The organism is Legionella stuttgartensis (assembly GCF_977063405.2).
In genome coordinates this window covers 594591-614673 of sequence record NZ_CDRUHA020000022.1, presented here as the reverse complement: position 1 = coordinate 614673, position 20083 = coordinate 594591, and the positions used below count along the sequence as shown (strand labels likewise).

The window sequence follows — 20083 nt, the reverse complement described above, 5'->3', positions numbered from 1 at the left end:
ACCAAAGAGTATTCAATGAGCCGACAATTTTTGGATTTTGAGCAACCCATCGAAGAGTTGAATCAAAAAATTGAAGCACTTCGCATGATAGGTCATGATAACGAAGTGAATTTAAGTGATGAAATAGCGCGACTTCAAGCAAAATGTTCTGAGCTAACGTCACAAGTTTTTTCAAACCTAGAACCTTGGCAAGTTGCACAAATGGCAAGGCATCCGCTTAGACCACAAACAACAGATTATATCGAACGTATTTTTACTGATTTCCAGGAATTGCATGGCGACAGAAGTTGTTCTTCAGCCCCTGCAATTATCGGAGGCTTAGCGCGTTTGAATGGTGAACCTGTGATGGTACTTGGTCATCAGAAAGGTAAACGGACTAAAGAAAAAGTATACCGTAATTTTGGTATGGCTCGCCCAGAGGAATATCGAAAAGCTTTACGTTTGATGAATATGGCTGAAAAATTCAAATTGCCTGTTTTTACATTTATTGATACTGCAGGAGCATATCCAGGAATCGGTGCTGAAGAACGCAATCAATCTGAAGCAATCGCGCGTAATCTTTTTGTAATGTCACGTCTTCAAACGCCAATTATCTGTGTGGTAACTGGAGAGGCTGGATCTGGAGGTGCATTAGCAATTGGGGTTGGAGATCGTATATTAATGCTCCAGTTTGGCATTTATTCAGTAATTTCTCCTGAAGGTTGTGCTTCGATTCTTTGGAAGGATGCATCTAAAGCAAGTGAAGCTGCACGAGCGATGAGAATCACCGCAGATAAGATTCTGGAAAATAAATTAATTGATCTGATAGTGCCTGAGCCCTTAGGTGGTGCTCACCGTAATGTCGATGACATGGCTGCACGATTAAAGGATCTTTTAGTAAACGAATTACGTACCCTAAAGAAGTTGCCTTTAGATCAATTGGTCGAAAAACGATATCAAAAATTTATGGCTATGGGAGCAATCGATTAAACCTTTATTAAGTGCCGAGTGGTTTTCTTGCCTGAGTCATTTTAATAAATTAATTGTGGGTTTTAGTGGTGGGCTTGACTCAACTGTGCTGTTGCATGTTCTTGCTTCCCACTCGACTTTGCTTGCAAAATTGGTTGCTGTGCATGTAAATCATGGTATTAGTGCTAATGCTTCTCTTTGGCAAGTACACTGCCAACAGTTTTGTCAGGATTTGGGTATTCATTTAATTACCCGGTCAGTTCAATTTGATCGTTCGGCGAATGTTGAAGAGGGGGCTCGAATTGCACGTTATGCAGTTTTTTCTTCTTTAATGACAGAACAAGATTGCTTAATTTTAGGACATCATCTAGACGACCAAGCAGAAACAGTACTTCTACAACTATTTCGCGGGACTGGAGTCGATGGGCTGGCTGCTATGGTTGATTTGAATCAACTTGAAGTAGGAACCATTGCCAGGCCTTTTTTAAGCCATTCCCGTGAGCAATTGGAGCATTATGCTGCATTGCATCAATTAAGTTGGATTAACGATGAGAGCAATCAAGATATCAGCTATTCCCGCAATTACCTACGTCAGCAAATTATTCCTTTGTTGCAAAGAAAATGGCCTGGAGTTGTAGGTAATATTGCAAGAACAGCGCTGCATTGCCAACAGGCGAAACGTAATCTAGATGTACTGGCGGCGCAAGATATGGTCTTGAAAGAGAACCAAGAGGCATTAACAAGCAATTCTTTATTGGTCACTCCATTACACAAACTCTGCCGTGATCGTATTGCAAATATACTCAGGGTTTGGTTGAAAAATAATCAAGTCCAGCTGCCTTCAGCTGCTACTTTTGAACGCTTGATTGATGAAGTGATTTTCGCGAGTCACGATGCGGTTCCTGAAGTGAGTTGGGGGGATGTAATCGTACGTCGTTATCAAAAACATTTATATTTAGATAAACAAAATGCCAGCACTTTAACGTCATGTATTGAGTGGTCTACGTTTCCTTTGCCTTTACTCATACCCAATGCAGGCATTAATTTATTGGCGAAAAAAAACAGTCAGGGATTAGTAATTCCTCCTGATACAAAAATATTTGTCCGATTTAGACAAGGAGGCGAAGAGTTTTTTTGGCATGGGCAGACCAAGCGGTTAAAAAAATTATTCCAAGAATGGGGAATCCCACCCTGGTTGAGGGAGCACGTTCCATTGGTTTATTTTAATGATAAGCTTGCAGCGGTGGTAGGTTATGCAATGAGCGATTTATTTTTTTCTAAAGAGCACTCGGATGCTTGGATATTTGTTAACTGATAGTATAGGTTGCCAGAACTCGATTTTAGGTGAAAGCGACACCGGTTTCTTTAGTGCTACGTTAGGTTTAGATGAGAATAGAGACTTGAGTGGAGTTGCTGCAAGTCTCTATTTAGATTTAAATTAGAAGCCGAAACTGGTATTTCCCAAATCAACTCTCTCAATTTGAATAGCATTTGTATCTTGTTCATAAGCTATCTCCATAGCATTGTTCACGTTGTCCCTAATTTCTTGTGCTTGGTTTGTCAAACCTTTTGCTTTGAAAAGGCCATATTGAAGTAAAACCTGTTGGCCGGTTGTGCTCTGTGCTAATGTTTTTTGAGACTTGGAAACAAGATCAAGTTTCCCATCTTCTTTCATCCATTCGCGAGTTATTTTCATTATTATTTTCCTCTGCTTTAAAAAAGAGCGCCATGATACAACACAAAACACAAAACACAAGTATCAATCAATCGAAAAATAAATTTTTTTTCTGGCATTAAATAAAATATTTCGATTTGAGTGAATCTCATTTAGATTAATAAAATAGCCAAAATTCAAAGTGTCCATTATGAAAAGCACATCAGAAATCAAGGAAATGCTCGCCCTTTGTGATACGCCTGCCAATATTTCAGTAGACCTTATGGCATTTTTCTTATATTTAAAAGAAATGAAACGAGTGAAAAAGGAGGGAAAATTTACAACATTCGCAATGAGCACCGATGAGATAGATTTATTAACTGAGCTCATTGAACATATGATTGAATATTCTGATGAAGATAGACGCTTTCAAATTGCTATTTCAAAATGGGATGGAAGTGAACAATTAAATCATTGGTCTTTTTTAGAGTTCAATTTTAAGAGAACCACGAATGCTCCGAGATTGGATATTTTGATTTGTGACCCGCTGGGCTTCGAGCAATCACTTGTTTTAACGAGTTTATTAAGCAGCAGGATGCGATTTGGCAGTTTAAGTGAACGATGCTCGTTAACGGTCTATATTCCTTCAGATACTTTGCAAATTAAAGGTCGTATTTGTGCTTATTTTGCTACCGATAGTATTTCCATGTTATCGAATCAAGACAGTTACTGTCCAATTTATGATTATATGAGCGCTCATCAACAACAGGAAAAAATACGGGCAGCTGTTGAAACGATGCATCGGTTTCGCATGTCTATGGCATGTTGTTTTATGGAAGATGAACTTGACAGTATCTATCAGTTTAATATGGTTATTAGTTCTTTACATGTGCGGCTTTTACGTACGAAACAATCAACTAGTGATTTAGAACGAGAAGTCCGAGACTCCGCATTAAAAGATGAAATTGTAAACGGCAAAGGGGAGACTGCATGGGGGTCTATTGATCGGAACTCATTTTTTGTTAGAGATCGTTTGAATGATGAACAGTACAGGAATATGAGAGTTAATAAGAAAATGGAAAAGTTGGTAGGAGCGACAAGTGAAACATCCTCTACATTAAGTTTAAGTTCTTCAGAGGATGTTCAACAGATCAGTGAAGGAATACAAAGACATCGTATATCCGGTTTAGAAAAATTAATAAAACAAAGCAGTGAACAATGTGGTTTTATTTGTTCTTAACACTCTGGCAAATTAACTGCCAAACCTCCCATAGAGGTTTCTTTATAAATACTTTGCATGTCCATTCCAGTTTGTTTCATCGTTTTGATTACTTTATCTAAAGAAATTTGATGTTGACCATCACCAATAAGAGCCATTCGCGTTGCATTGACTGCTTTTACTGCACCCATCGCGTTCCGCTCAATACATGGTATTTGTACCAAACCTAATACTGGATCGCAGGTCATACCTAAATGATGCTCCATTGCAATTTCAGCAGCATTTTCTACTTGAGCTACGGTACCGCCAAGAACAGCAGTAAGACCTGCTGCAGCCATAGAAGAGGCAACACCTACTTCACCTTGGCATCCTACTTCAGCACCAGAAATGGATGCTCCTTTTTTGTAAAGTATGCCTATCGCAGCGGCTGTAAGAAAATAGGTATATATGTCTTCATGGCTCATTTTATCGTGGGCGCGTTGGCAATATTTAAGTACTGCAGGAATAATGCCCGCCGCACCATTAGTTGGTGCGGTAACGATACGCCCACCAGCCGCATTTTCTTCATTAACGGCCATAGCATAAAGATTTAACCAGTTCATGATATCGGATTGTTCAAAAACGCTTTTCACCCCTTTTTCGTTCATAAGCTTTTTATATAAATCAGGAGCTCGTCTTTTTAAATTAAGCCCTCCAGGTAAAATACCTTCATGCTGGCATCCAGTGGAAATGCAATCATCCATGACTTGGGCAATTGCTAAAATACCAGCATGGATCTCATCTGCGCTACGCCAGGTTTTTTCATTAATTAGCATTAATTCGGCGATGCTTAAGTTATTCTCCTGGCACAGCTCTAAGAGTTGAGTTGCTGTAGCAAAAGGGTATGGAGGTGAATTTGTATCTTCAGTAACTTTGGAAAAGTCTTCTTCAGTAGTGATAAAACCACCACCGATTGAATAGTAAACTTGCGCAATTAACAAACTATCTTGAGCGTCAAAGGCTGAAAAACGCATCCCATTTGAATGTTTGGGCAAGAGCTCTTTTTGTAAAAAAAGAAAATCAGTGGATTCGTTAAAATTAATATTCTTTTTGTCTGCAAGCTTTAACGTATGAGAACTAAGTATTTCATGCATACGAGGCACCATTGATTCAGGAGCTACAGTCTCGGGTGTTTTATTTTCCAACCCATTTAAAATTGCCTTATCTGTACCATGGCCTTTTCCGGTTAAGGCGAGTGAACCATAAAGTTCTATTTTTACTCGTTGAACCTCATTCATGACTTGTCTTTCTTCAAGTAATTTTAAAAAGGCATTAGCAGCAAGCATAGGGCCTACAGTATGAGAACTTGATGGGCCAATTCCAATGGAAAATAAATCAAATACACTGATGTTCATGTGCGTCATCTCTAGTTACAATTAGTGCAAAGTGTAGAGGGATCTTATTTATTTGTCTATTTTAATTATAGTTAACTATTGACTTTGTGATTTGTCATATATTTTTGCTGTGGCTCAATCCGGACCGGAGATATGCATTAAGAGCCTCAAAGCGATAGACTTTATAATATAGTTACAATTAATCGTACTTAAATGCTGGTAATTTCATGTGATTTTAGGCAGAATTATGTTGCATTTTAGTTAGAATGCAATATCTTTCAATACAACAATTGGGAAGATATGCACAATAGTAAGACTACAAGGGGATTCTTTATGAAGATGAAATTGGTCACTGCGGCCATTATGGGGCTGGCAATGTCTACTGCAATGGCTGCTACTGATGCTACATCGCTTGTTACGGATAAAGATAAATTATCTTATAGTATTGGTGCTGATTTAGGAAAAAACTTCAAAAATCAAGGTATTGATATTAATCCGGAAGCATTGGCTAAAGGAATGCAAGATGGTATGTCTGGTGCCCAATTGATTTTGACCGAACAACAAATGAAAGATGTTCTGAATAAATTTCAGAAAGATCTGATGGCAAAACGCAGCGCAGAATTTAACAAAAAAGCTGAAGAGAACAAATCTAAAGGTGACGCTTTTTTGTCAACTAACAAGTCAAAATCTGGTGTAACTGTATTGCCAAGTGGTTTGCAATATAAAATTATTGAAGCAGGTACAGGTAATAAGCCTGGTAAATCTGATACAGTAACTGTTGAATACACTGGTACTTTAATTGATGGTACTGTATTTGATAGCACTGAGAAATCAGGTAAACCCGCTACATTCCAAGTATCACAAGTGATTCCTGGTTGGACAGAAGCATTACAATTAATGCCTGCTGGTTCTACATGGGAAATTTATGTGCCTTCAGACTTGGCTTATGGCCCACGTAGTGTAGGTGGTCCTATAGGTCCAAATGAAACTTTGATTTTTAAAATTCATTTGATCTCTGTGAAAAAAGCCTAATCAATGATGAAGGGATTTCCCACCTTATCGTATCCTACTCCTTAAAAATAGGAGTAGGATTTTTCTTTTAGAGAAGAATTCGACTGCCTTTAAGAGATCTGCAAGATGAACAAACGCCTATTTATTGTTTTCATTTTAGGTTTTTCCTCTGGCTTACCAATGGCATTAATCAGCAGTACCTTGCAAGCATGGTTTGCATACAGTGGAATGTCAGTCTTTGCTACCGGAACATTAAGTCTAATTAGTTTGCCCTATGCTTATCGTATTTTTTGGGGGCCTATCCTGGATCGCTATTCTTTATTCAGTATGGGTAAAAGACGAAGTTGGATTATAAGCATGCAATGTTTATTGCTTCTTGGCTTTAACTTTATGGCCTGGTTTACTCCAGAACAATATCCTAAATTGATGGCCTTCCTTGCATTAGTTTTAGCTTGCTTTTCTGCCACTCAAGACATAGCGATCGATGCGCATCGAGCAGAATATTTGCCAGTTAGTGAACATGGATTAGGAGCTTCTTTAGCAGTATTAGGATACCGGATCGCTCTATTATTATCTGGTGGTTTGGCTTTGGTTATGGCGCAAAAGTTAGGTTGGGCTTTTACCTATCGTTTTATGGGTTTTATGATGATTGCAGGTATATTTGCGGTTGTCTTTAGCCAAGAACCTAGTGTTGAAATCAAAGAAAAGAATAATTTTGCTTTATCTTTTTTAGCTCCAATTAAGGAATTGATATTACGTCCAGGAGTGGTTCCTCTTTTGCTGTTTATTTTTTGTTATAAGTTGGGTGAAGCATTCACAACCACTACAAGTGGAATTGTCATGCCTTTCTTAATTCAAGGACTAGGTTTTTCTTTAGAGACTATTGGCTACATCAATAAAATGTTAGGAGTTGGAGCTATCTTGCTTGGAGGTTTGGGTGCAGGATTTTTATTGATGCGTTTTTCTTTATATCGTTGCTTACTTTTCTTTGGTTTATTGCAAGCATTAACCAATGTTCTATTTCTTGTTTTAGCCATGATAGGAAAGAACGTAAGTTTATTAGCAATTGCAGTATTTTTTGACAATTTTGCAGCTGGAATGGGATCTACAGCCCTGGTTGCTTTATTCATGCGTTTGGTTGACAAACAATATACCGGAACTCAATTTTCAATGCTGGTGGCTTTATCGACGATACCTCGTATTATTTCCGGCCCTGTTGCTGCAAGCATTCAAATGGCGATAGGATGGGTTGGTTTGTATCAACTTTCTATTTTATTCGCGTTAGCATTTATACCCTTTTTGATTTTGATTAAAGATCAAACTAAAGAAAACCGACAAGACCTTAATACAGTAGAAAAAGAAGGCCAATTGAATCCAATTCAGTAATTAAGTTGGATTACATGTATTTTTTATTTAATTTGATCACAATACCACTAACCCCGATTAATAGAAGTCCAATGATAATCAAGGTAATGGGCCAGCCTATAGTATGGGGGAAATGCTGGCTTGAGAAATATAAAATAAAGCACAATGTTGCCAAGCTGGCATTTATAAGTAAGATGCGACTGCTTTCTATAATCGCCATATACATTAAACCACAAGCTAATCCTAAATACAGTATTTCGTAGGGCTGATTTTTAACGATGTCGAAAGTTACTAAAAGCAGTGCCAATGAGGATATAAAAAAGAGTAATCCCGCGATACTTTGGTATTTTGAATGATTTATAAATGAGCTTACAGCGAGCAATGAACTACTAAGAACAAACCATTTTAAGCGCTCTGGTACACCAAGTAATTCAAATGCTGCCAGGAAAAATGAATATAGGAACATTAAAGTAATAAAAGCCAGTACCGTAATTCTGGTGCTTATAAATGCAATGCCATGTTGCAAAAAGAGAATGAAACTAACAACAAGTACTCCCCATGTAGGCATCAATAGGGAAGTATATTGCGACAAAAGGGTAAGTAAACCACCTGTTTCAAGAATCGCACCAACAAGAAATAATGGAGCTGTGATTTTATATTGCTTTTCTTGGTGGTAAAGACCAAGCAAGAAGAATAAAAATCCAAAACCTAAATTTAAAATAATGCGGCTATTACCAGCTGTATAAACAAAAAGAATCCATCCAAATGCAACAGTGGTGATTGCAAGAATAAGAACTTTGTCCGATAAAATTGCAAAACGCTGATGAACGAAGTAAATAACCGCTATGATTAATATCCACCCTATGGGTAGCATCAAATTATATTCTTGCAACAAGATGACTAATCCTATTGGTTCAAGAAATAGGGCAATCAAAAATAAAGGTGTCGAAGCTTTTTGATAATTTGGATATTTTAAGCATACAAAGGCCAAAATAAATGATGAAAAACCAAAACCCAGAGTCAAGGTGACACGTTCATAGATATTAAAGTCTTGCCATTTCATGACAATCAAAGCACAAATGCCTGCAAAGATGAGTATGCCGCCTATATAGCTATAGAGTTTATTTAACCAATTTGTTTGATCCGCAGGGCTTATCGTTTGAGTTGGTTTTAAAGCTAAGGCTATTTCTCTAATGTCAATTTGATAACGTTTGGCGAGTTCAACAATTTTTTGTAATGCGTCGTCTTTATTCATGGTTTAACCCAACCAATAAATTGAACATTATTTGGCGTAAAATAACGTCCTGTGCTTAGGTTGGATAGTTTAACGCAGGTGGAATTTTTTTTGAGACAGATCGCGTTATTTCGATAATTACTACCTAAAAAAAGATCTGAGAGTAATCCTGTATTTAAATTATCACTAGTAGTATGCAAGACATAGCCGTCAGGAGATTCGAGTGAGGTATCCAGTTTAAATGGTTTGGCTGACTTCACCACTTCTTCTTTAAAATTTGAGCTATTGTTAAAATTCGGAAAATCTAAAGGTAGTTCTCGTACTTTTTGTTTTTTAGCATCAAATAAATAAAGCTTTTTTATTCCCCAATTAGAATTGTTTTGCACTTTGCTATATTGAGCAACCAACTGATCATTTCTAACGACTAGATTAACTTGCACAGGAAAAGGGGAAGAGGAGGAGTCTACAATAGAAAATAGCAGACTATAACGGGGCGGATCTGTTTTGAAGAAAGGGATATTTGAAATAACGAAAACAAGCATGAGTAGAATTGGTAAGGACAGCCCAGCTAGCAAAGTCAGATGACTCTTTATCCACTTAGTCGACATCTTGTTTCCTTAGCTTCTGTTACGCTTCTTTATAGTATAGGCGGATTTTATTTTTATGATTTAAAACAGATTATCAAAAAATTAACAGCAGTAATGTTGGGATGAATAAAGATTAGATGACATTTGAATTTGTTTGTACGCAATGGACTAGCGAGATAAATATAGTTTAATTTTGAGAACTATTTATGGTACCTAGGGTGGGACTCGAACCCACACGGTGTCACCACCACCGGATTTTGAATCCGGCGCGTCTACCAATTCCGCCACCCAGGCATTTGAGCGGCCATTATAACAAAGAAATAAATTCTCACAATGGATTTTTGTATATATTATTTAAAAAATATTGAATGATTAACGAGGGATTTATGAAGAGATATCATTTTATTATTTTTAGTTTTTTTCTTACACAATTTGTTACTATTAGTCATGCCGTGAATTGTCCCGATCCACAAACCACCTCCTTAAAATGGGGCGTTCCTCCTGACCCTTGGGTAGAGAATCCTTATTCACCTAATCGTCCACAAGGGGATAAAGATACTTATTTCGTACGGGCTAATATTTTAGTTGCCGGATATGGACAAGGAGTGGTTTGCACTTATAGGAATTCGATAGGGGAGTATTCAATTTGGTGGCAAGTTCGTACCAAAATTCCATCGCGTGTTGATTATAATTGGATTAATACTTTAGGTGGTTTTGTCTGTACGCAAGGATTAGAGCAATGTCAATTTTATACAGCATGAGTTAGAAACTCCAATGCAGTAAATCAGCGAATAGATTCATTTATGTACTAAAATTACTATAGATTTTTTGTAAAATCTAATGAGCCAAAGGAGTGAAATTATGGATTTTAGTACATTAACAAGTCAAAGCCCCAAGATTATGGCTGTAATGGAGGCTATAAAGAATGATCCCAATTTTTTTAATGAGCTAAAAGAAGATCCGCAGCAAGCATTGAGCAAAATTGGAGTGGAACTCAATGAAGAAGAAATGGGTATGGTTCAGAAATTAAGTGAGCTCCGTGAACTTGAGGCTGAAGCGGAAGGTTTTTTTGCCAAGATTAAGGGATTATTTGGTTTTAAGAATGCTAATTAATCATTCAAGGAATGAGCCTATTTGCAGTACATTAATTTTGCATGGTTCCTGTTTATAAGCTGATGAAGTTCAACTGAATTTTATGCTTTTAATAAATATGGTCTATATTATTTAATGTCATTTACTGAAATGGAGTTTTCAAATGAAAAATGCTAATTTAGCTTCAAGATGGGTAAATCGATTTATAGCTGTTCTTTTTTTATTGAGCAGTCCATTTGTTGGGGCCTATGCGGCTTGTTGTTCAGGGCACGGGGGAGTTGCTTCTTGTAATGGTACTACTGGGGTTCAGATGTGTAAGGATGGTACCGCTTCTCCAACGTGTAAGTGTAAGAAAACAAAGAGTACAACTACTACAAAATCACATACCATTAAAAAAACAACTCCAGCAACCACCACAACGACAACCACTAAATCTAAAGGTTGGTGGGGCGGAAAATCAACCACGACTCAACCTGCTACAAGCACAACTAAAACGACTACCACAACTACTACAAGTTCTAAAGGTTGTTGTTCAAAACATGGTGGAGTAGCTCAATGTGATGCCGCTACTGGCCATTTAAAATGTAAGGACGGCACACAATCACCTTCTTGTGCTTGTCATTAAGCATTAAATAATCAGGGTATAAGTACTGAGTCTTACACACATCTCTGAACCTCCCACCTCCCGCGACTTGTTCGCGGGATCCAGGAGATAGCTTTAAGTAAGCAGGTGCAGTTGGGTTTCGCTGCACTCAGGCTACATTTCTTTTAGATGTTTAAATGCGATCTTCAGTGATATCGATCATCATTTGCAGGGACTTTTTAGCATGATCGATGACCCATTGCTGATCATTTCCAGGCAATCTGTTTCTACTTCCGGTAAATTCATTGACTACATCACCAGCTTTAACCTCATTATAAGACATGGTTTTTCCTTGTCTGAGTAAATCAACAAGTGCAACTAAATGAGGGGGATCATTGCGAGACATCGTAGCACAGCCACAACCGATTCCTTTTTCATTTTCTTTTTTAGGGGCCTCTGCCAAATTGACTACCTCTATATTTAAGCTTTTGCAGTGTTGTTTTAGATTTTCTACCATGTGATTTTCGGTACCAATGGCATAACGTTTGGTTTTGGCCCGATCATGGACTACATAATCCCAGATGAACGCTGTGGAACCTGAATGTTGTGCTACTTTAATTACGGAGTTTCGGCATTCTGGATGAACGATGGTGGTGTACCCTTGATTATGCCAGTAATCGCACATTTCAGGTTGATAATGGGTATGTACTGCACATTGGCTTGCGAATAATATTAATTGGGCCTCATCAAATTGTTTTAGCGTTTTGGAATCTTGAGTCGCAAGTGAGTATTGCGCGCCAGCAGTCCCACCTGGCCAATAGGCAAGATTTTTTATCCCTAACCAATAAGCGACGTTCTCACCCATATGTTGATCGGGAATGAAGAGAATTTTTTTATTTTGTTTTAGAGCCCATTGAAATATTTTTTTTACATTGGAACTTGTGCAAACTGCTCCACCTTGGGCACCTGTTAACGCTTTGACTCGACCCGATGTATTCATATAGCAAACCGGTAAAATATTTTCGGAACCATACCGTTCATTCAAGTCAAGGAACGCAGGTTCAACCATGAAATCTTTGGCAAGCATTTCCATGGTGCAACCGGACTTAGGATTGGTTATATAAACCTGTTGGTTTTTATTCGCCAAAATACTAATTGATTCAGCCATGAAATGCACGGCAGATTCAATAATGACGGATTTTTCAGGATGTTCCGCTGCCATCAAGGCTAATTGATAAGAGTCACCAATAAGTCCGCCAAATTGTTCAACCAAGCGGACAATATCACCACCCATGTAATAATGAGCTAGGAGTAGTAATCGCTCACCAAAATGATCTTGAGCTTTTTTAAGATAAGGAGTCATCCAAGCGAGGACCGTTGTGAGTTTTCTATCTGGAAGAGCTTGGTATTCCTGGGCATAGGGAATAAACTCCTCTTGATACCAGTCAATAGGGTAGTCACTCTGACAAATGCTCATATCATTTCTGACGTGCATTAATGTGGCTTCAGGTTTGTAAAGAGTGGAGTTTTTAAACATCTATTTTGCCTCAAATCATTTAATGTATTGCTCAAGTATATTGTAGCTCGAATGCAGCGAAACATAACCTGGGCTTGGGATTCTTGTCCTTATTTATTCAGGTGAAGTATCCATCAGCCCTGGCTTAGCAATGCTTTCTTGTGCCTCGGCTTTTTTATTCGGATAATCTTCACGAAAGTGCCCACCACGTGATTCTCGCCTTGCCAGGGCAGCTCTTACAATTAATTCAGCATTGAGAATAATATTTCTTAGCTCAATAAAGTCTCGAGTGATGGAATGCTTCCAATAATACTCTTCAATTATTTTTTTACGTTTCATTATTAATTGTAGTAGATCTTCAAGCCCAGCCTCAGTACGTACTATGCCTGCATAAGAGGTCATTTCTCCTCTTAAACCACGCCACTGTGCATTGATTTGGCTGGCGCGTCTGGCATTGACCTCACTGGGAGCACTCCAATTAGGAATATGTTCAGAATATTTCCAAGGAGCAGAAATATCTTTTAAAGTACATCGAGCTGCATTGGAGCCCATGACTAATGCTTCGAGCAATGAATTGCTTGCGAGACGATTCGCGCCATGTAAACCAGTAAAAGCAACTTCACCTATAGCATAAAGTCGTTTTAAATCAGTTCGTCCATCAATGTCGGTAAGGACGCCTCCACATTGATAATGTGCTGCAGGCACCACAGGAATCATATCCTGACTCATATCAATGCCAATGGATAATAGTGTTGCGTAAATTTGTGGAAAACGTTTTTTCAAGAACTCTTTGGATTGATGAGTAATGTCAAGATAAACAAATCCCATTTGACTGCGTTCAATTTCACTAAAAATAGCACGCGCAACGACGTCACGCGTTGCCAGTTCCATTTGCTCTGGAGCATAGTGCTTCATGAACCGTTCGCCTGTTTCAGCGTTTTTAAGTAAAGCTCCTTCACCACGTACGGCTTCTGAAATGAGGAAATTATTTAAAGAATGGTGATGCAATAGAGTAGGGTGGAATTGGTAAAATTCCATATTACCAACACGCGCTCCAGCACGATAAGCCATAGCCACACCATCTCCGGTTGCAACCATGGGATTGGTCGTATACCGGTACGTTTTACCTGCACCGCCGGTTGCTAGAACCACACAGTTCGCTAGAAAGGTATGAATTCGATTTGCAGCACAATCCAGAATATAAGCGCCTAAAATCTCTCCTTGAATGTCAGTGCGATGTGGATGGTAATACGTAATTAGATTCACAGCGACATGATGCTCAAAAAAATGAATCTGGGGCATTTGTTTTGCCAGCTGATTCATTGTTTGTGTAATTGATAAACCGGTCTGATCGCCGCAATTAAAAATACGTCGGTGTGAATGCCCGCCTTCTTTTGCAAGATGAAAATTTCCTTTGTTATCTTGCTTAAAGTGAACATTATACTGACCCAGTTGCTTTATCATGTCGGGGCCTTGTCGAATTATGAATTCAACAGCGGGTAAATAACACAACCCGTCGCCAGCATCCAAAGTATCCGAAATATGTGATTCTAAGGAGTCTTCTGCTGAAAAAACAGCAGCAATTCCACCTTGAGCATAACGACTGTTGCACTCAATCGATTCGGCCTTGCTGATTAAAGCAATTTTTAATCGGGGTTGCAGGCTGATAAGCTGTAAGCAATATTGCAGTCCTGCCAAGCCTGTACCCATAACAAGAACATCAAATTCAAAGGTTTGCCCTTGTTGTGAGAGTGTGTTACTCATAAAAAGGCCTTCACTAACTGGGTTGCTAGACCCGTATAGTTCTCTGGTGTAAGTTTGATTAATTGTTCTTTAGCTTCTTCAGGTATTGATAACTCTTTAATGAATTGCTTGAGACTTTGCTCATCAATTCCATGGCCACGGGTTAACGATTTTAGTTGTTCATAGGCATTTGGAACATTATAGCGACGCATCATTGTTTGTACTGCCTCAGCTAACACTTCCCAGTTTGCTTTTAAATCTTCTTGTAAAGCACGTTTATTAATTTGTAATTTGTCGTTACCTTTGGCTAGAGATAGGTAGGCAATCAGGCTATAAGAAAATGCCATACCAATATTACGCAGTACGGTAGAGTCCGATAAATCCCGTTGCAGTCGGGATTGAGTAAGCTTATTTGCAAAATGAATAAATAGGGCATTGGCCATCCCCAAATTTCCTTCTGCATTTTCAAAATCAATAGGATTAACTTTATGAGGCATTGTAGATGACCCCACTTCTTCAGCTACTGTTTTTTGTTTAAAGTAGCCAAGAGAAATATAACTCCAAATGTCTTGTGTATAATCGAGCAATATATTGTTAATACGCACCATAATTTGTGATACTTCTGCCAAACCGTCATGTGGCTCAATTTGGGTCGTATAGGCATTAAAAGATAAACCCAGAGATGTAACAAAGTTGGCACAATGTTTTCGCCAATCTACTTCAGGATAAGCAATAGTATGGGCGTTATAATTCCCCACAGCACCATTGAATTTGCCGGGAATCAAGACTTCACATAATTGTTGTTGTGGTCTTTTGAGACGGGCGACAAAATTGACTAACTCTTTCCCCATGGTTGTAGGGGTTGCTGGTTGACCATGTGTTCTGGATAACATAGGCACATCAGCATGTTGCTTACCAAGCAGAGTGATCCCCCCCATAATTTCAGCAAGCGTAGGTTGTATGACCTGGGCAATGGCCTGCTTTACCATTAACGCATAAGCTAAATTGTTGATGTCTTCTGAAGTGCAAGCGAAATGAATAAAAGCCGTAATGGCTTTCAAAGGAGCATGATGCTGGAATTTATCTTTTAGGTAATATTCTATTGCTTTAACATCATGATTTGTCTGTCGCTCAAATTCTTTAATTTTAAGCGCCTCATTTTCATCAAAATTAGCAATAAGATTATTGAGAAAATCTTGGGCTTTTTGATCTAATGGGGGAACCTCAGTAATCGCTTTATTAGCTGCTAAAGATTCAAGCCAGCGAATTTCTACAGTCAGGCGATAATAAATTAATGCGAATTCACTAAAATAAGGACTTAAAGCCCGTGTTTTATTAATGTAACGCCCGTCGATTGGAGAGATCGCATTTAAAGCAGTAAGAGTCATAAGTAGCTAGCCCTAATGATAAAGCACATATAATATTAGATGCGCGAGCAGATGTGAATTAAAGTGAGGAATTTTATCAGAAAATTGATATTTTTTTAATATGTTTGTGTATAATGGTTTCATTTTTAAAAATGAATCGCGGCATTTCATGAAAACAATCATTGAATCTTACCAAGCAGGTCTATTTCAGAAGAAGTATTGGCTACAAAATATTATTTCCGGAATTATCGTAGGAGTTGTCGCTTTACCTTTAGCAATGGCATTTGCTATTGCATCAGGTGTGCGGCCAGAGCAGGGTATTTATACCGCGATTATTGCTGGTTTGATTGTTTCCATTATGGGAGGAAGCCGTTTACAAATTGCTGGTCCTACTGGAGCTTTTATTGTAGTGCTTTCAGGTATCACCGCAAAATACGGAGTTTCTGGTTTACAAATTTCAACGATCCTCGCCGGCTTCATGTTGTTATTTTTTGGCCTTGCTCGTCTAGGGGGCATTATCAAGTTTATACCTGCCCCAGTGATTATTGGTTTTACTGCGGGAATTGGCGTAGTGATTTGGGTAGGGCAATGGCATTACTTTTTGGGTCTTCCCTCAGGAGGAAGCGGTCATTTTCATGAAAAGTTATGGTATTTATTACAGTCTTTTCCTCAGCTCAATATAATGACAACTGTTTTAGGCTTTTTTTCTCTCTTCTTAGTTATTTTTTCAAATAGAATTTCTGGGCTAAAGCGTGTTCCAGGTCCACTTGTGGCTCTATTAATCGTGACAGGATTACAATCGGTTTTTCATTTTTCTGGGGTTGCGACAATAGGCTCCTTATTTGGTGGAATACCTCAAGGGCTCCCTGAATTTCAATTACCCAACCTGACAATCGATCGAATAATTGAGTTGATTGGACCTGCGTTTACTATCGCGATGCTGGGTGCTATAGAGTCGCTTTTATCAGCAGTTGTAGCTGATGGTATGGCTGGGACAAAACATAATTCCAATCGTGAGTTGGTGGGGCAGGGAATAGCAAATATTTTTGCACCTTTGTTTGGAGGATTCGCAGCTACCGGAGCGATAGCGCGAACAGCGACTAATATTCGGAATGGAGGTAATAGCCCTTTAGCAGGTATTATCCATGCGCTCACATTAGTATTAATTATTCTTTTCCTGGCACCTTTGGCAGTGAATATACCGCTGACCGTATTGGCTGCAGTTTTATTTGTTGTTGCTTGGAATATGAGTGAAGTAAAACATTTTATTAAATTAATAAAGTGTGCACCCAGAGCTGATGTGGTGATTTTGTTGGTTACCTTTTCCCTTACGGTATTTGTGGATTTGGTAGTCGCAGTAAATATAGGTGTAATCATTGCCATATTACACTTCATACGGGGCATGGCTACCAGTGTTGAAGTGCAGCAGATGACTCAGGAAGAGTTAGCACCCGAATTGGCACGACACAATATTGAAACCTTACCCGATGGAGTATTGGTTTATGCTGTAGAAGGTCCGTTCTTCTTTGGGGCAGCAGAAGCATTCCAACATGCTTTAGCTGTTACTCATACCGACCCTAAAACATTAATCATTAGAATGCGCTGGGTTCCATTTATGGATGGTACTGGTTTACAAACCCTAGAAGAAATTATTGAAGATTTACAAGAGCGTAATGTCAGAGTTATTTTAAGTGGCGCTAATCCACGTGTAGAAGAAAAGCTACGCAAAGGCGGTATTATTAAACTTCTAGGTGCTGCGAATTTCCATCAAGAATTTTCTCAAGCTTTAATTGCATGTAATGCGTAATCTTTTTCGAACATCAATACTCATGCTCAGGATTAGGTAAAAACTCATTTATTCTGGGCTATGAGTGCTAATGTTTCTGACAAATAAAGTTTCTAATTCCCATAGCCGCACATTTTAAGTAAAATGATTATCATTTGATGGACTTGGGGTAGTTATGACGGTCAAAACACATATTATTGATTTAGCACATCTTGGCATGCATGACCTGGAACAGGTCGGTGGAAAAAATGCTTCTCTTGGAGAGATGATCAGTCATTTATCCTCAGCAGGTGTAGCAGTTCCAGGTGGATTTGCCACTACAGCGGATTCATTCAGAGAGTTTTTGTCTCAAAATGATTTAGATAAAAAAATCTATGCAAAATTGGCCACTCTGAATCCAGATAATGTACAACAATTAGCTGTTGTTGGAAAAGAAGTCAGGGAACTGATTGTTAATACGCCATTTACTCCTGAGTTTGAACGTGCTGTTCGGGACGCATACCAACAGCTGTCGCAATCTATAGGCCATGACAATTTCAGCGTGGCAGTTCGTTCATCAGCTACAGCAGAAGATTTACCTGATGCATCTTTTGCGGGGCAACAAGAAACTTTTTTAAACGTCAAAGGAATTGATGAAGTTTTACTTTCAATAAAACATGTTTTTGCATCACTATTTAATGATAGGGCGATTACTTACCGCACGCATCATCAGTTTGCTCATCATGAAGTCGCTCTGTCCGCAGGTATTCAACAAATGATTCGTAGCGATATGGCTGTAAGTGGTGTGATGTTTACTATGGATACTGAGTCAGGTTTCGATCAAGTAGTGTTTATTACATCCTCTTATGGTTTAGGGGAGATGGTTGTTCAAGGAGCAGTCAATCCTGATGAATATTATGTACATAAACCCGGTATCCAAGCCGGAAGACCTGCAGTTATTCGAAGAAATCTTGGCAGTAAAGCCTTGAAAATGGTCTACAATGATGACCCCAGCAAGCAAGAGCGCGTTAAAATCGTAGATGTTGATGCAAAAGAACGATTACTGTTTTCTTTAACGCAAAGCGAAGTAGAAAGCTTAGCTCATCAAGCCATGATTATTGAAAAGCATTATGGTAGACCAATGGATATAGAGTGGGCAAAAGATGGTTTAAATGGTCAACTATATATTTTGCAAGCTCGTCCCGAAACCGTCAAAAGTCGCGACAATAAACAGATATTGGAGCGTTATACTTTACAGCAAAAAGGTAAGGTGTTGACTGAAGGGCGAAGTATTGGACAACGCATAGGCCAAGGTAAGGCAAGGATTATTAAAGATGTAAGTGAAATGGACCGTGTGCAACCTGGTGATGTGTTGATTTCTGATATGACGGATCCTGATTGGGAACCTGTAATGAAACGTGCTGCCGCTATTGTGACTAACCGAGGTGGTAGAACATGTCATGCGGCTATTATTGCTCGTGAATTGGGCATTCCTGCCGTAGTTGGTTGTGGCGATGCCACGAAAACCATTCGTGATGGTGATGAGGTAACCGTCAGCTGTGCTGAGGGAGATAACGGCTATGTTTATGAAGGATTATTGCCCTACGAACAAGCACGCCTTGATGTAGACACCATGCCTGAATTGCCAATGAAAGTTATGTTAAATGTAGGTAATCCTGAAAGAGCGTTTACATTCCAATCCATACCCAACTCAGGAGTAGGGTTGGCACGCTTGGAATTTTTAATTTCCAATACCATTGGTATTCATCCGCGTGCATTGCTTGATTTTGATCAGCTGAAAGATAAGGAATTAAAGCAATTTATTACTGAAAAAACAGCAGCCTATGATTCTCCAGTTGAGTATTATATTGAGCGCTTAAAGGAAGGAATTGCAACAATTGCTGCAGCGTTTTATCCTAAGCCTGTCATTGTAAGATTGTCAGATTTTAAATCGAATGAATATGCAAATCTTGTTGGTGGAAATTTATATGAGCCACACGAAGAAAATCCTATGCTGGGTTTTAGAGGTGCATCACGATATGTTTCTGAATCATTTGCAGACTGCTTTGCTTTGGAGTGTAAAGCCGTACGACGTGTTCGTGAAGAAATGGGTTTAACTAACGTAGAAGTTATGATCCCATTTGTACGAACAGTGGCTGAGGCGGAGAATGTAATTCAAGTTTTGAAGCAACATGGGCTTGAGAGGGGTAAGCATGGGTTACGGGTAATTATGATGTGTGAATTACCTTCCAATGCATTGTTGGCTAAAGAATTCCTAGAGCATTTTGATGGGTTTTCCATAGGTTCTAATGACTTAACTCAGTTGACATTAGGTTTGGACCGAGATTCGGGATTAATTGCCGCCCAATTTGATGAACGTAACGATGCAGTGAAGGCTCTTTTACATATGGCAATTGCAGCGTGTAAAAAGGCCAACAAATATATAGGTATCTGTGGCCAAGGTCCTTCGGATCATCAGGATTTTGCCCAATGGTTAATGAAAGAAGGAATAGAAAGCGTTTCACTTAACCCAGATTCTGTTTTAGAAACCTGTTTATTTTTGGCAAAACAATAGAAAGTTGGATGTGACTGTTCAATTAGCCTGTGCACAAAATAAAGTCCTATT

18 protein-coding genes and 1 tRNA gene are annotated in these 20083 nt (G+C 38.7%); 11 read left to right on the top strand and 8 right to left on the bottom strand.

What is annotated here, in order from left to right:
• Window positions 1-15: 15 nt before the first annotated feature.
• Genes ACWTEW_RS08350 through ACWTEW_RS08340 form a run of 3 tightly spaced genes read left to right on the top strand, consistent with a single transcriptional unit; the run spans window position 16 to window position 2390 of the window.
• Entirely contained in the window at window positions 16-969 is a 954-nt protein-coding gene (locus tag ACWTEW_RS08350) for an acetyl-CoA carboxylase carboxyltransferase subunit alpha (protein WP_454781237.1), read from the top strand.
• Window positions 935-2263: a tRNA lysidine(34) synthetase TilS gene (gene tilS, locus ACWTEW_RS08345; RefSeq protein WP_454781283.1), complete on the top strand. Its 1329-nt coding sequence runs from the start codon at window positions 935-937 to the stop codon at window positions 2261-2263. Before ACWTEW_RS08350 ends, tilS begins: the two co-directional genes overlap by 35 nt.
• Window positions 2241-2390 (top strand): hypothetical protein, encoded by a 150-nt coding sequence (locus ACWTEW_RS08340; RefSeq protein WP_454781236.1) that lies wholly within the window; start codon window positions 2241-2243, stop codon window positions 2388-2390. Before tilS ends, ACWTEW_RS08340 begins: the two co-directional genes overlap by 23 nt.
• Here the strand turns inward: ACWTEW_RS08340 and ACWTEW_RS08335 are convergent.
• Window positions 2387-2644, bottom strand: a complete 258-nt coding sequence (locus ACWTEW_RS08335) for a hypothetical protein (protein ID WP_454781235.1) — start codon at window positions 2642-2644, stop codon at window positions 2387-2389. The genes ACWTEW_RS08340 and ACWTEW_RS08335 overlap by 4 nt on opposite strands.
• A 169-nt stretch (window positions 2645-2813) precedes the next feature.
• Between ACWTEW_RS08335 and ACWTEW_RS08330 the strand changes: the two genes are divergently transcribed.
• Window positions 2814-3842: a hypothetical protein gene (locus ACWTEW_RS08330; protein ID WP_454781234.1), complete on the top strand. Its 1029-nt coding sequence runs from the start codon at window positions 2814-2816 to the stop codon at window positions 3840-3842.
• On the opposite strand, the gene ACWTEW_RS08325 is transcribed toward ACWTEW_RS08330, so the two are convergent.
• The gene (locus tag ACWTEW_RS08325) at window positions 3839-5215 is read right to left on the bottom strand and encodes an L-serine ammonia-lyase (protein ID WP_454781233.1); all 1377 of its coding nucleotides are present in this window, start codon (window positions 5213-5215) and stop codon (window positions 3839-3841) included. The genes ACWTEW_RS08330 and ACWTEW_RS08325 overlap by 4 nt on opposite strands.
• Window positions 5216-5527: 312 nt before the next feature.
• On the opposite strand from ACWTEW_RS08325, the gene bamJ reads away from it, so the two are divergent.
• Both bamJ and ACWTEW_RS08315 read left to right on the top strand, forming a co-directional pair.
• A complete protein-coding gene (gene bamJ, locus ACWTEW_RS08320) occupies window positions 5528-6226 on the top strand; it encodes a BamJ family beta-barrel-assembly machinery protein (RefSeq protein ID WP_454781232.1) in 699 nt (232 codons plus the stop codon).
• A gap of 105 nt (window positions 6227-6331) precedes the next feature.
• Complete coding sequence (locus ACWTEW_RS08315) at window positions 6332-7591, top strand: AmpG family muropeptide MFS transporter (RefSeq protein ID WP_454781231.1); 1260 nt, start codon at window positions 6332-6334, stop codon at window positions 7589-7591.
• Window positions 7592-7601: 10 nt separating this feature from the next.
• On the opposite strand, the gene ACWTEW_RS08310 is transcribed toward ACWTEW_RS08315, so the two are convergent.
• The 3 genes from ACWTEW_RS08310 to ACWTEW_RS08300 all read right to left on the bottom strand — a co-directional run bounded on the left by ACWTEW_RS08310 (window position 7602) and on the right by ACWTEW_RS08300 (window position 9685).
• Window positions 7602-8825, bottom strand: coding sequence for a hypothetical protein (locus ACWTEW_RS08310; RefSeq protein WP_454781230.1), 1224 nt, complete (start codon window positions 8823-8825; stop codon window positions 7602-7604).
• A complete protein-coding gene (locus ACWTEW_RS08305) occupies window positions 8822-9412 on the bottom strand; it encodes a hypothetical protein (protein WP_454781229.1) in 591 nt (196 codons plus the stop codon). The genes ACWTEW_RS08310 and ACWTEW_RS08305 overlap by 4 nt, the downstream gene beginning before the upstream one ends.
• Before the next feature lie 186 nt (window positions 9413-9598).
• Window positions 9599-9685, bottom strand: a tRNA-Leu gene (locus ACWTEW_RS08300).
• A 92-nt stretch (window positions 9686-9777) separates the two neighbouring features.
• Here ACWTEW_RS08300 and ACWTEW_RS08295 point away from each other — a divergent pair.
• The 3 genes from ACWTEW_RS08295 to ACWTEW_RS08285 all read left to right on the top strand — a co-directional run bounded on the left by ACWTEW_RS08295 (window position 9778) and on the right by ACWTEW_RS08285 (window position 11108).
• Entirely contained in the window at window positions 9778-10152 is a 375-nt protein-coding gene (locus ACWTEW_RS08295; RefSeq protein WP_454781228.1) for a DUF3757 domain-containing protein, read from the top strand.
• 100 nt (window positions 10153-10252) lie between these two features.
• Window positions 10253-10504, top strand: a complete 252-nt coding sequence (locus ACWTEW_RS08290; RefSeq protein ID WP_454781227.1) for a hypothetical protein — start codon at window positions 10253-10255, stop codon at window positions 10502-10504.
• 142 nt (window positions 10505-10646) lie between these two features.
• On the top strand, window positions 10647-11108 hold the full coding sequence (locus tag ACWTEW_RS08285) for a hypothetical protein (protein ID WP_454781226.1): 462 nt from the start codon (window positions 10647-10649) through the stop codon (window positions 11106-11108).
• A 151-nt stretch (window positions 11109-11259) separates the two neighbouring features.
• On the opposite strand, the gene nadA is transcribed toward ACWTEW_RS08285, so the two are convergent.
• From nadA to purB, 3 genes are all read right to left on the bottom strand, one after another.
• Window positions 11260-12603: a quinolinate synthase NadA gene (gene nadA, locus ACWTEW_RS08280; protein WP_454781225.1), complete on the bottom strand. Its 1344-nt coding sequence runs from the start codon at window positions 12601-12603 to the stop codon at window positions 11260-11262.
• A 93-nt stretch (window positions 12604-12696) separates the two neighbouring features.
• Window positions 12697-14346 carry an L-aspartate oxidase gene (nadB, locus tag ACWTEW_RS08275; protein ID WP_454781224.1) on the bottom strand — a complete coding sequence of 550 codons (1650 nt, stop codon included), beginning with the start codon at window positions 14344-14346 and terminating at the stop codon, window positions 12697-12699.
• Complete coding sequence (purB, locus tag ACWTEW_RS08270) at window positions 14343-15713, bottom strand: adenylosuccinate lyase (protein WP_454781223.1); 1371 nt, start codon at window positions 15711-15713, stop codon at window positions 14343-14345. Before purB ends, nadB begins: the two co-directional genes overlap by 4 nt.
• Window positions 15714-15861: 148 nt before the next feature.
• Here purB and ACWTEW_RS08265 point away from each other — a divergent pair, with 148 nt between their 5' ends.
• Together ACWTEW_RS08265 and ppsA are read left to right on the top strand one after the other, a co-directional pair.
• The gene (locus tag ACWTEW_RS08265; protein WP_454781222.1) at window positions 15862-17499 is read left to right on the top strand and encodes a SulP family inorganic anion transporter; all 1638 of its coding nucleotides are present in this window, start codon (window positions 15862-15864) and stop codon (window positions 17497-17499) included.
• Window positions 17500-17653: 154 nt separating this feature from the next.
• Window positions 17654-20032, top strand: coding sequence for a phosphoenolpyruvate synthase (gene ppsA / locus ACWTEW_RS08260; protein ID WP_454781221.1), 2379 nt, complete (start codon window positions 17654-17656; stop codon window positions 20030-20032).
• The last annotated feature ends 51 nt before the right edge of the window (window positions 20033-20083 follow it).

Coding starts and splice junctions, on each gene's coding strand:
- ACWTEW_RS08350 (WP_454781237.1), top strand. CDS start 16: ATGAGCCGACAATTTTTGGATTTTGAGCAACCCATCGAAGAGTTGAAT.
- ACWTEW_RS08340 (WP_454781236.1), top strand. CDS start 2,241: ATGCTTGGATATTTGTTAACTGATAGTATAGGTTGCCAGAACTCGATT.
- ACWTEW_RS08335 (WP_454781235.1), bottom strand. CDS start 2,644: ATGAAAATAACTCGCGAATGGATGAAAGAAGATGGGAAACTTGATCTT.
- ACWTEW_RS08330 (WP_454781234.1), top strand. CDS start 2,814: ATGAAAAGCACATCAGAAATCAAGGAAATGCTCGCCCTTTGTGATACG.
- ACWTEW_RS08325 (WP_454781233.1), bottom strand. CDS start 5,215: ATGAACATCAGTGTATTTGATTTATTTTCCATTGGAATTGGCCCATCA.
- bamJ (WP_454781232.1), top strand. CDS start 5,528: ATGAAGATGAAATTGGTCACTGCGGCCATTATGGGGCTGGCAATGTCT.
- ACWTEW_RS08315 (WP_454781231.1), top strand. CDS start 6,332: ATGAACAAACGCCTATTTATTGTTTTCATTTTAGGTTTTTCCTCTGGC.
- ACWTEW_RS08310 (WP_454781230.1), bottom strand. CDS start 8,825: ATGAATAAAGACGACGCATTACAAAAAATTGTTGAACTCGCCAAACGT.
- ACWTEW_RS08305 (WP_454781229.1), bottom strand. CDS start 9,412: ATGTCGACTAAGTGGATAAAGAGTCATCTGACTTTGCTAGCTGGGCTG.
- ACWTEW_RS08295 (WP_454781228.1), top strand. CDS start 9,778: ATGAAGAGATATCATTTTATTATTTTTAGTTTTTTTCTTACACAATTT.
- ACWTEW_RS08290 (WP_454781227.1), top strand. CDS start 10,253: ATGGATTTTAGTACATTAACAAGTCAAAGCCCCAAGATTATGGCTGTA.
- ACWTEW_RS08285 (WP_454781226.1), top strand. CDS start 10,647: ATGAAAAATGCTAATTTAGCTTCAAGATGGGTAAATCGATTTATAGCT.
- nadA (WP_454781225.1), bottom strand. CDS start 12,603: ATGTTTAAAAACTCCACTCTTTACAAACCTGAAGCCACATTAATGCAC.
- nadB (WP_454781224.1), bottom strand. CDS start 14,346: ATGAGTAACACACTCTCACAACAAGGGCAAACCTTTGAATTTGATGTT.
- purB (WP_454781223.1), bottom strand. CDS start 15,713: ATGACTCTTACTGCTTTAAATGCGATCTCTCCAATCGACGGGCGTTAC.
- ACWTEW_RS08265 (WP_454781222.1), top strand. CDS start 15,862: ATGAAAACAATCATTGAATCTTACCAAGCAGGTCTATTTCAGAAGAAG.
- ppsA (WP_454781221.1), top strand. CDS start 17,654: ATGACGGTCAAAACACATATTATTGATTTAGCACATCTTGGCATGCAT.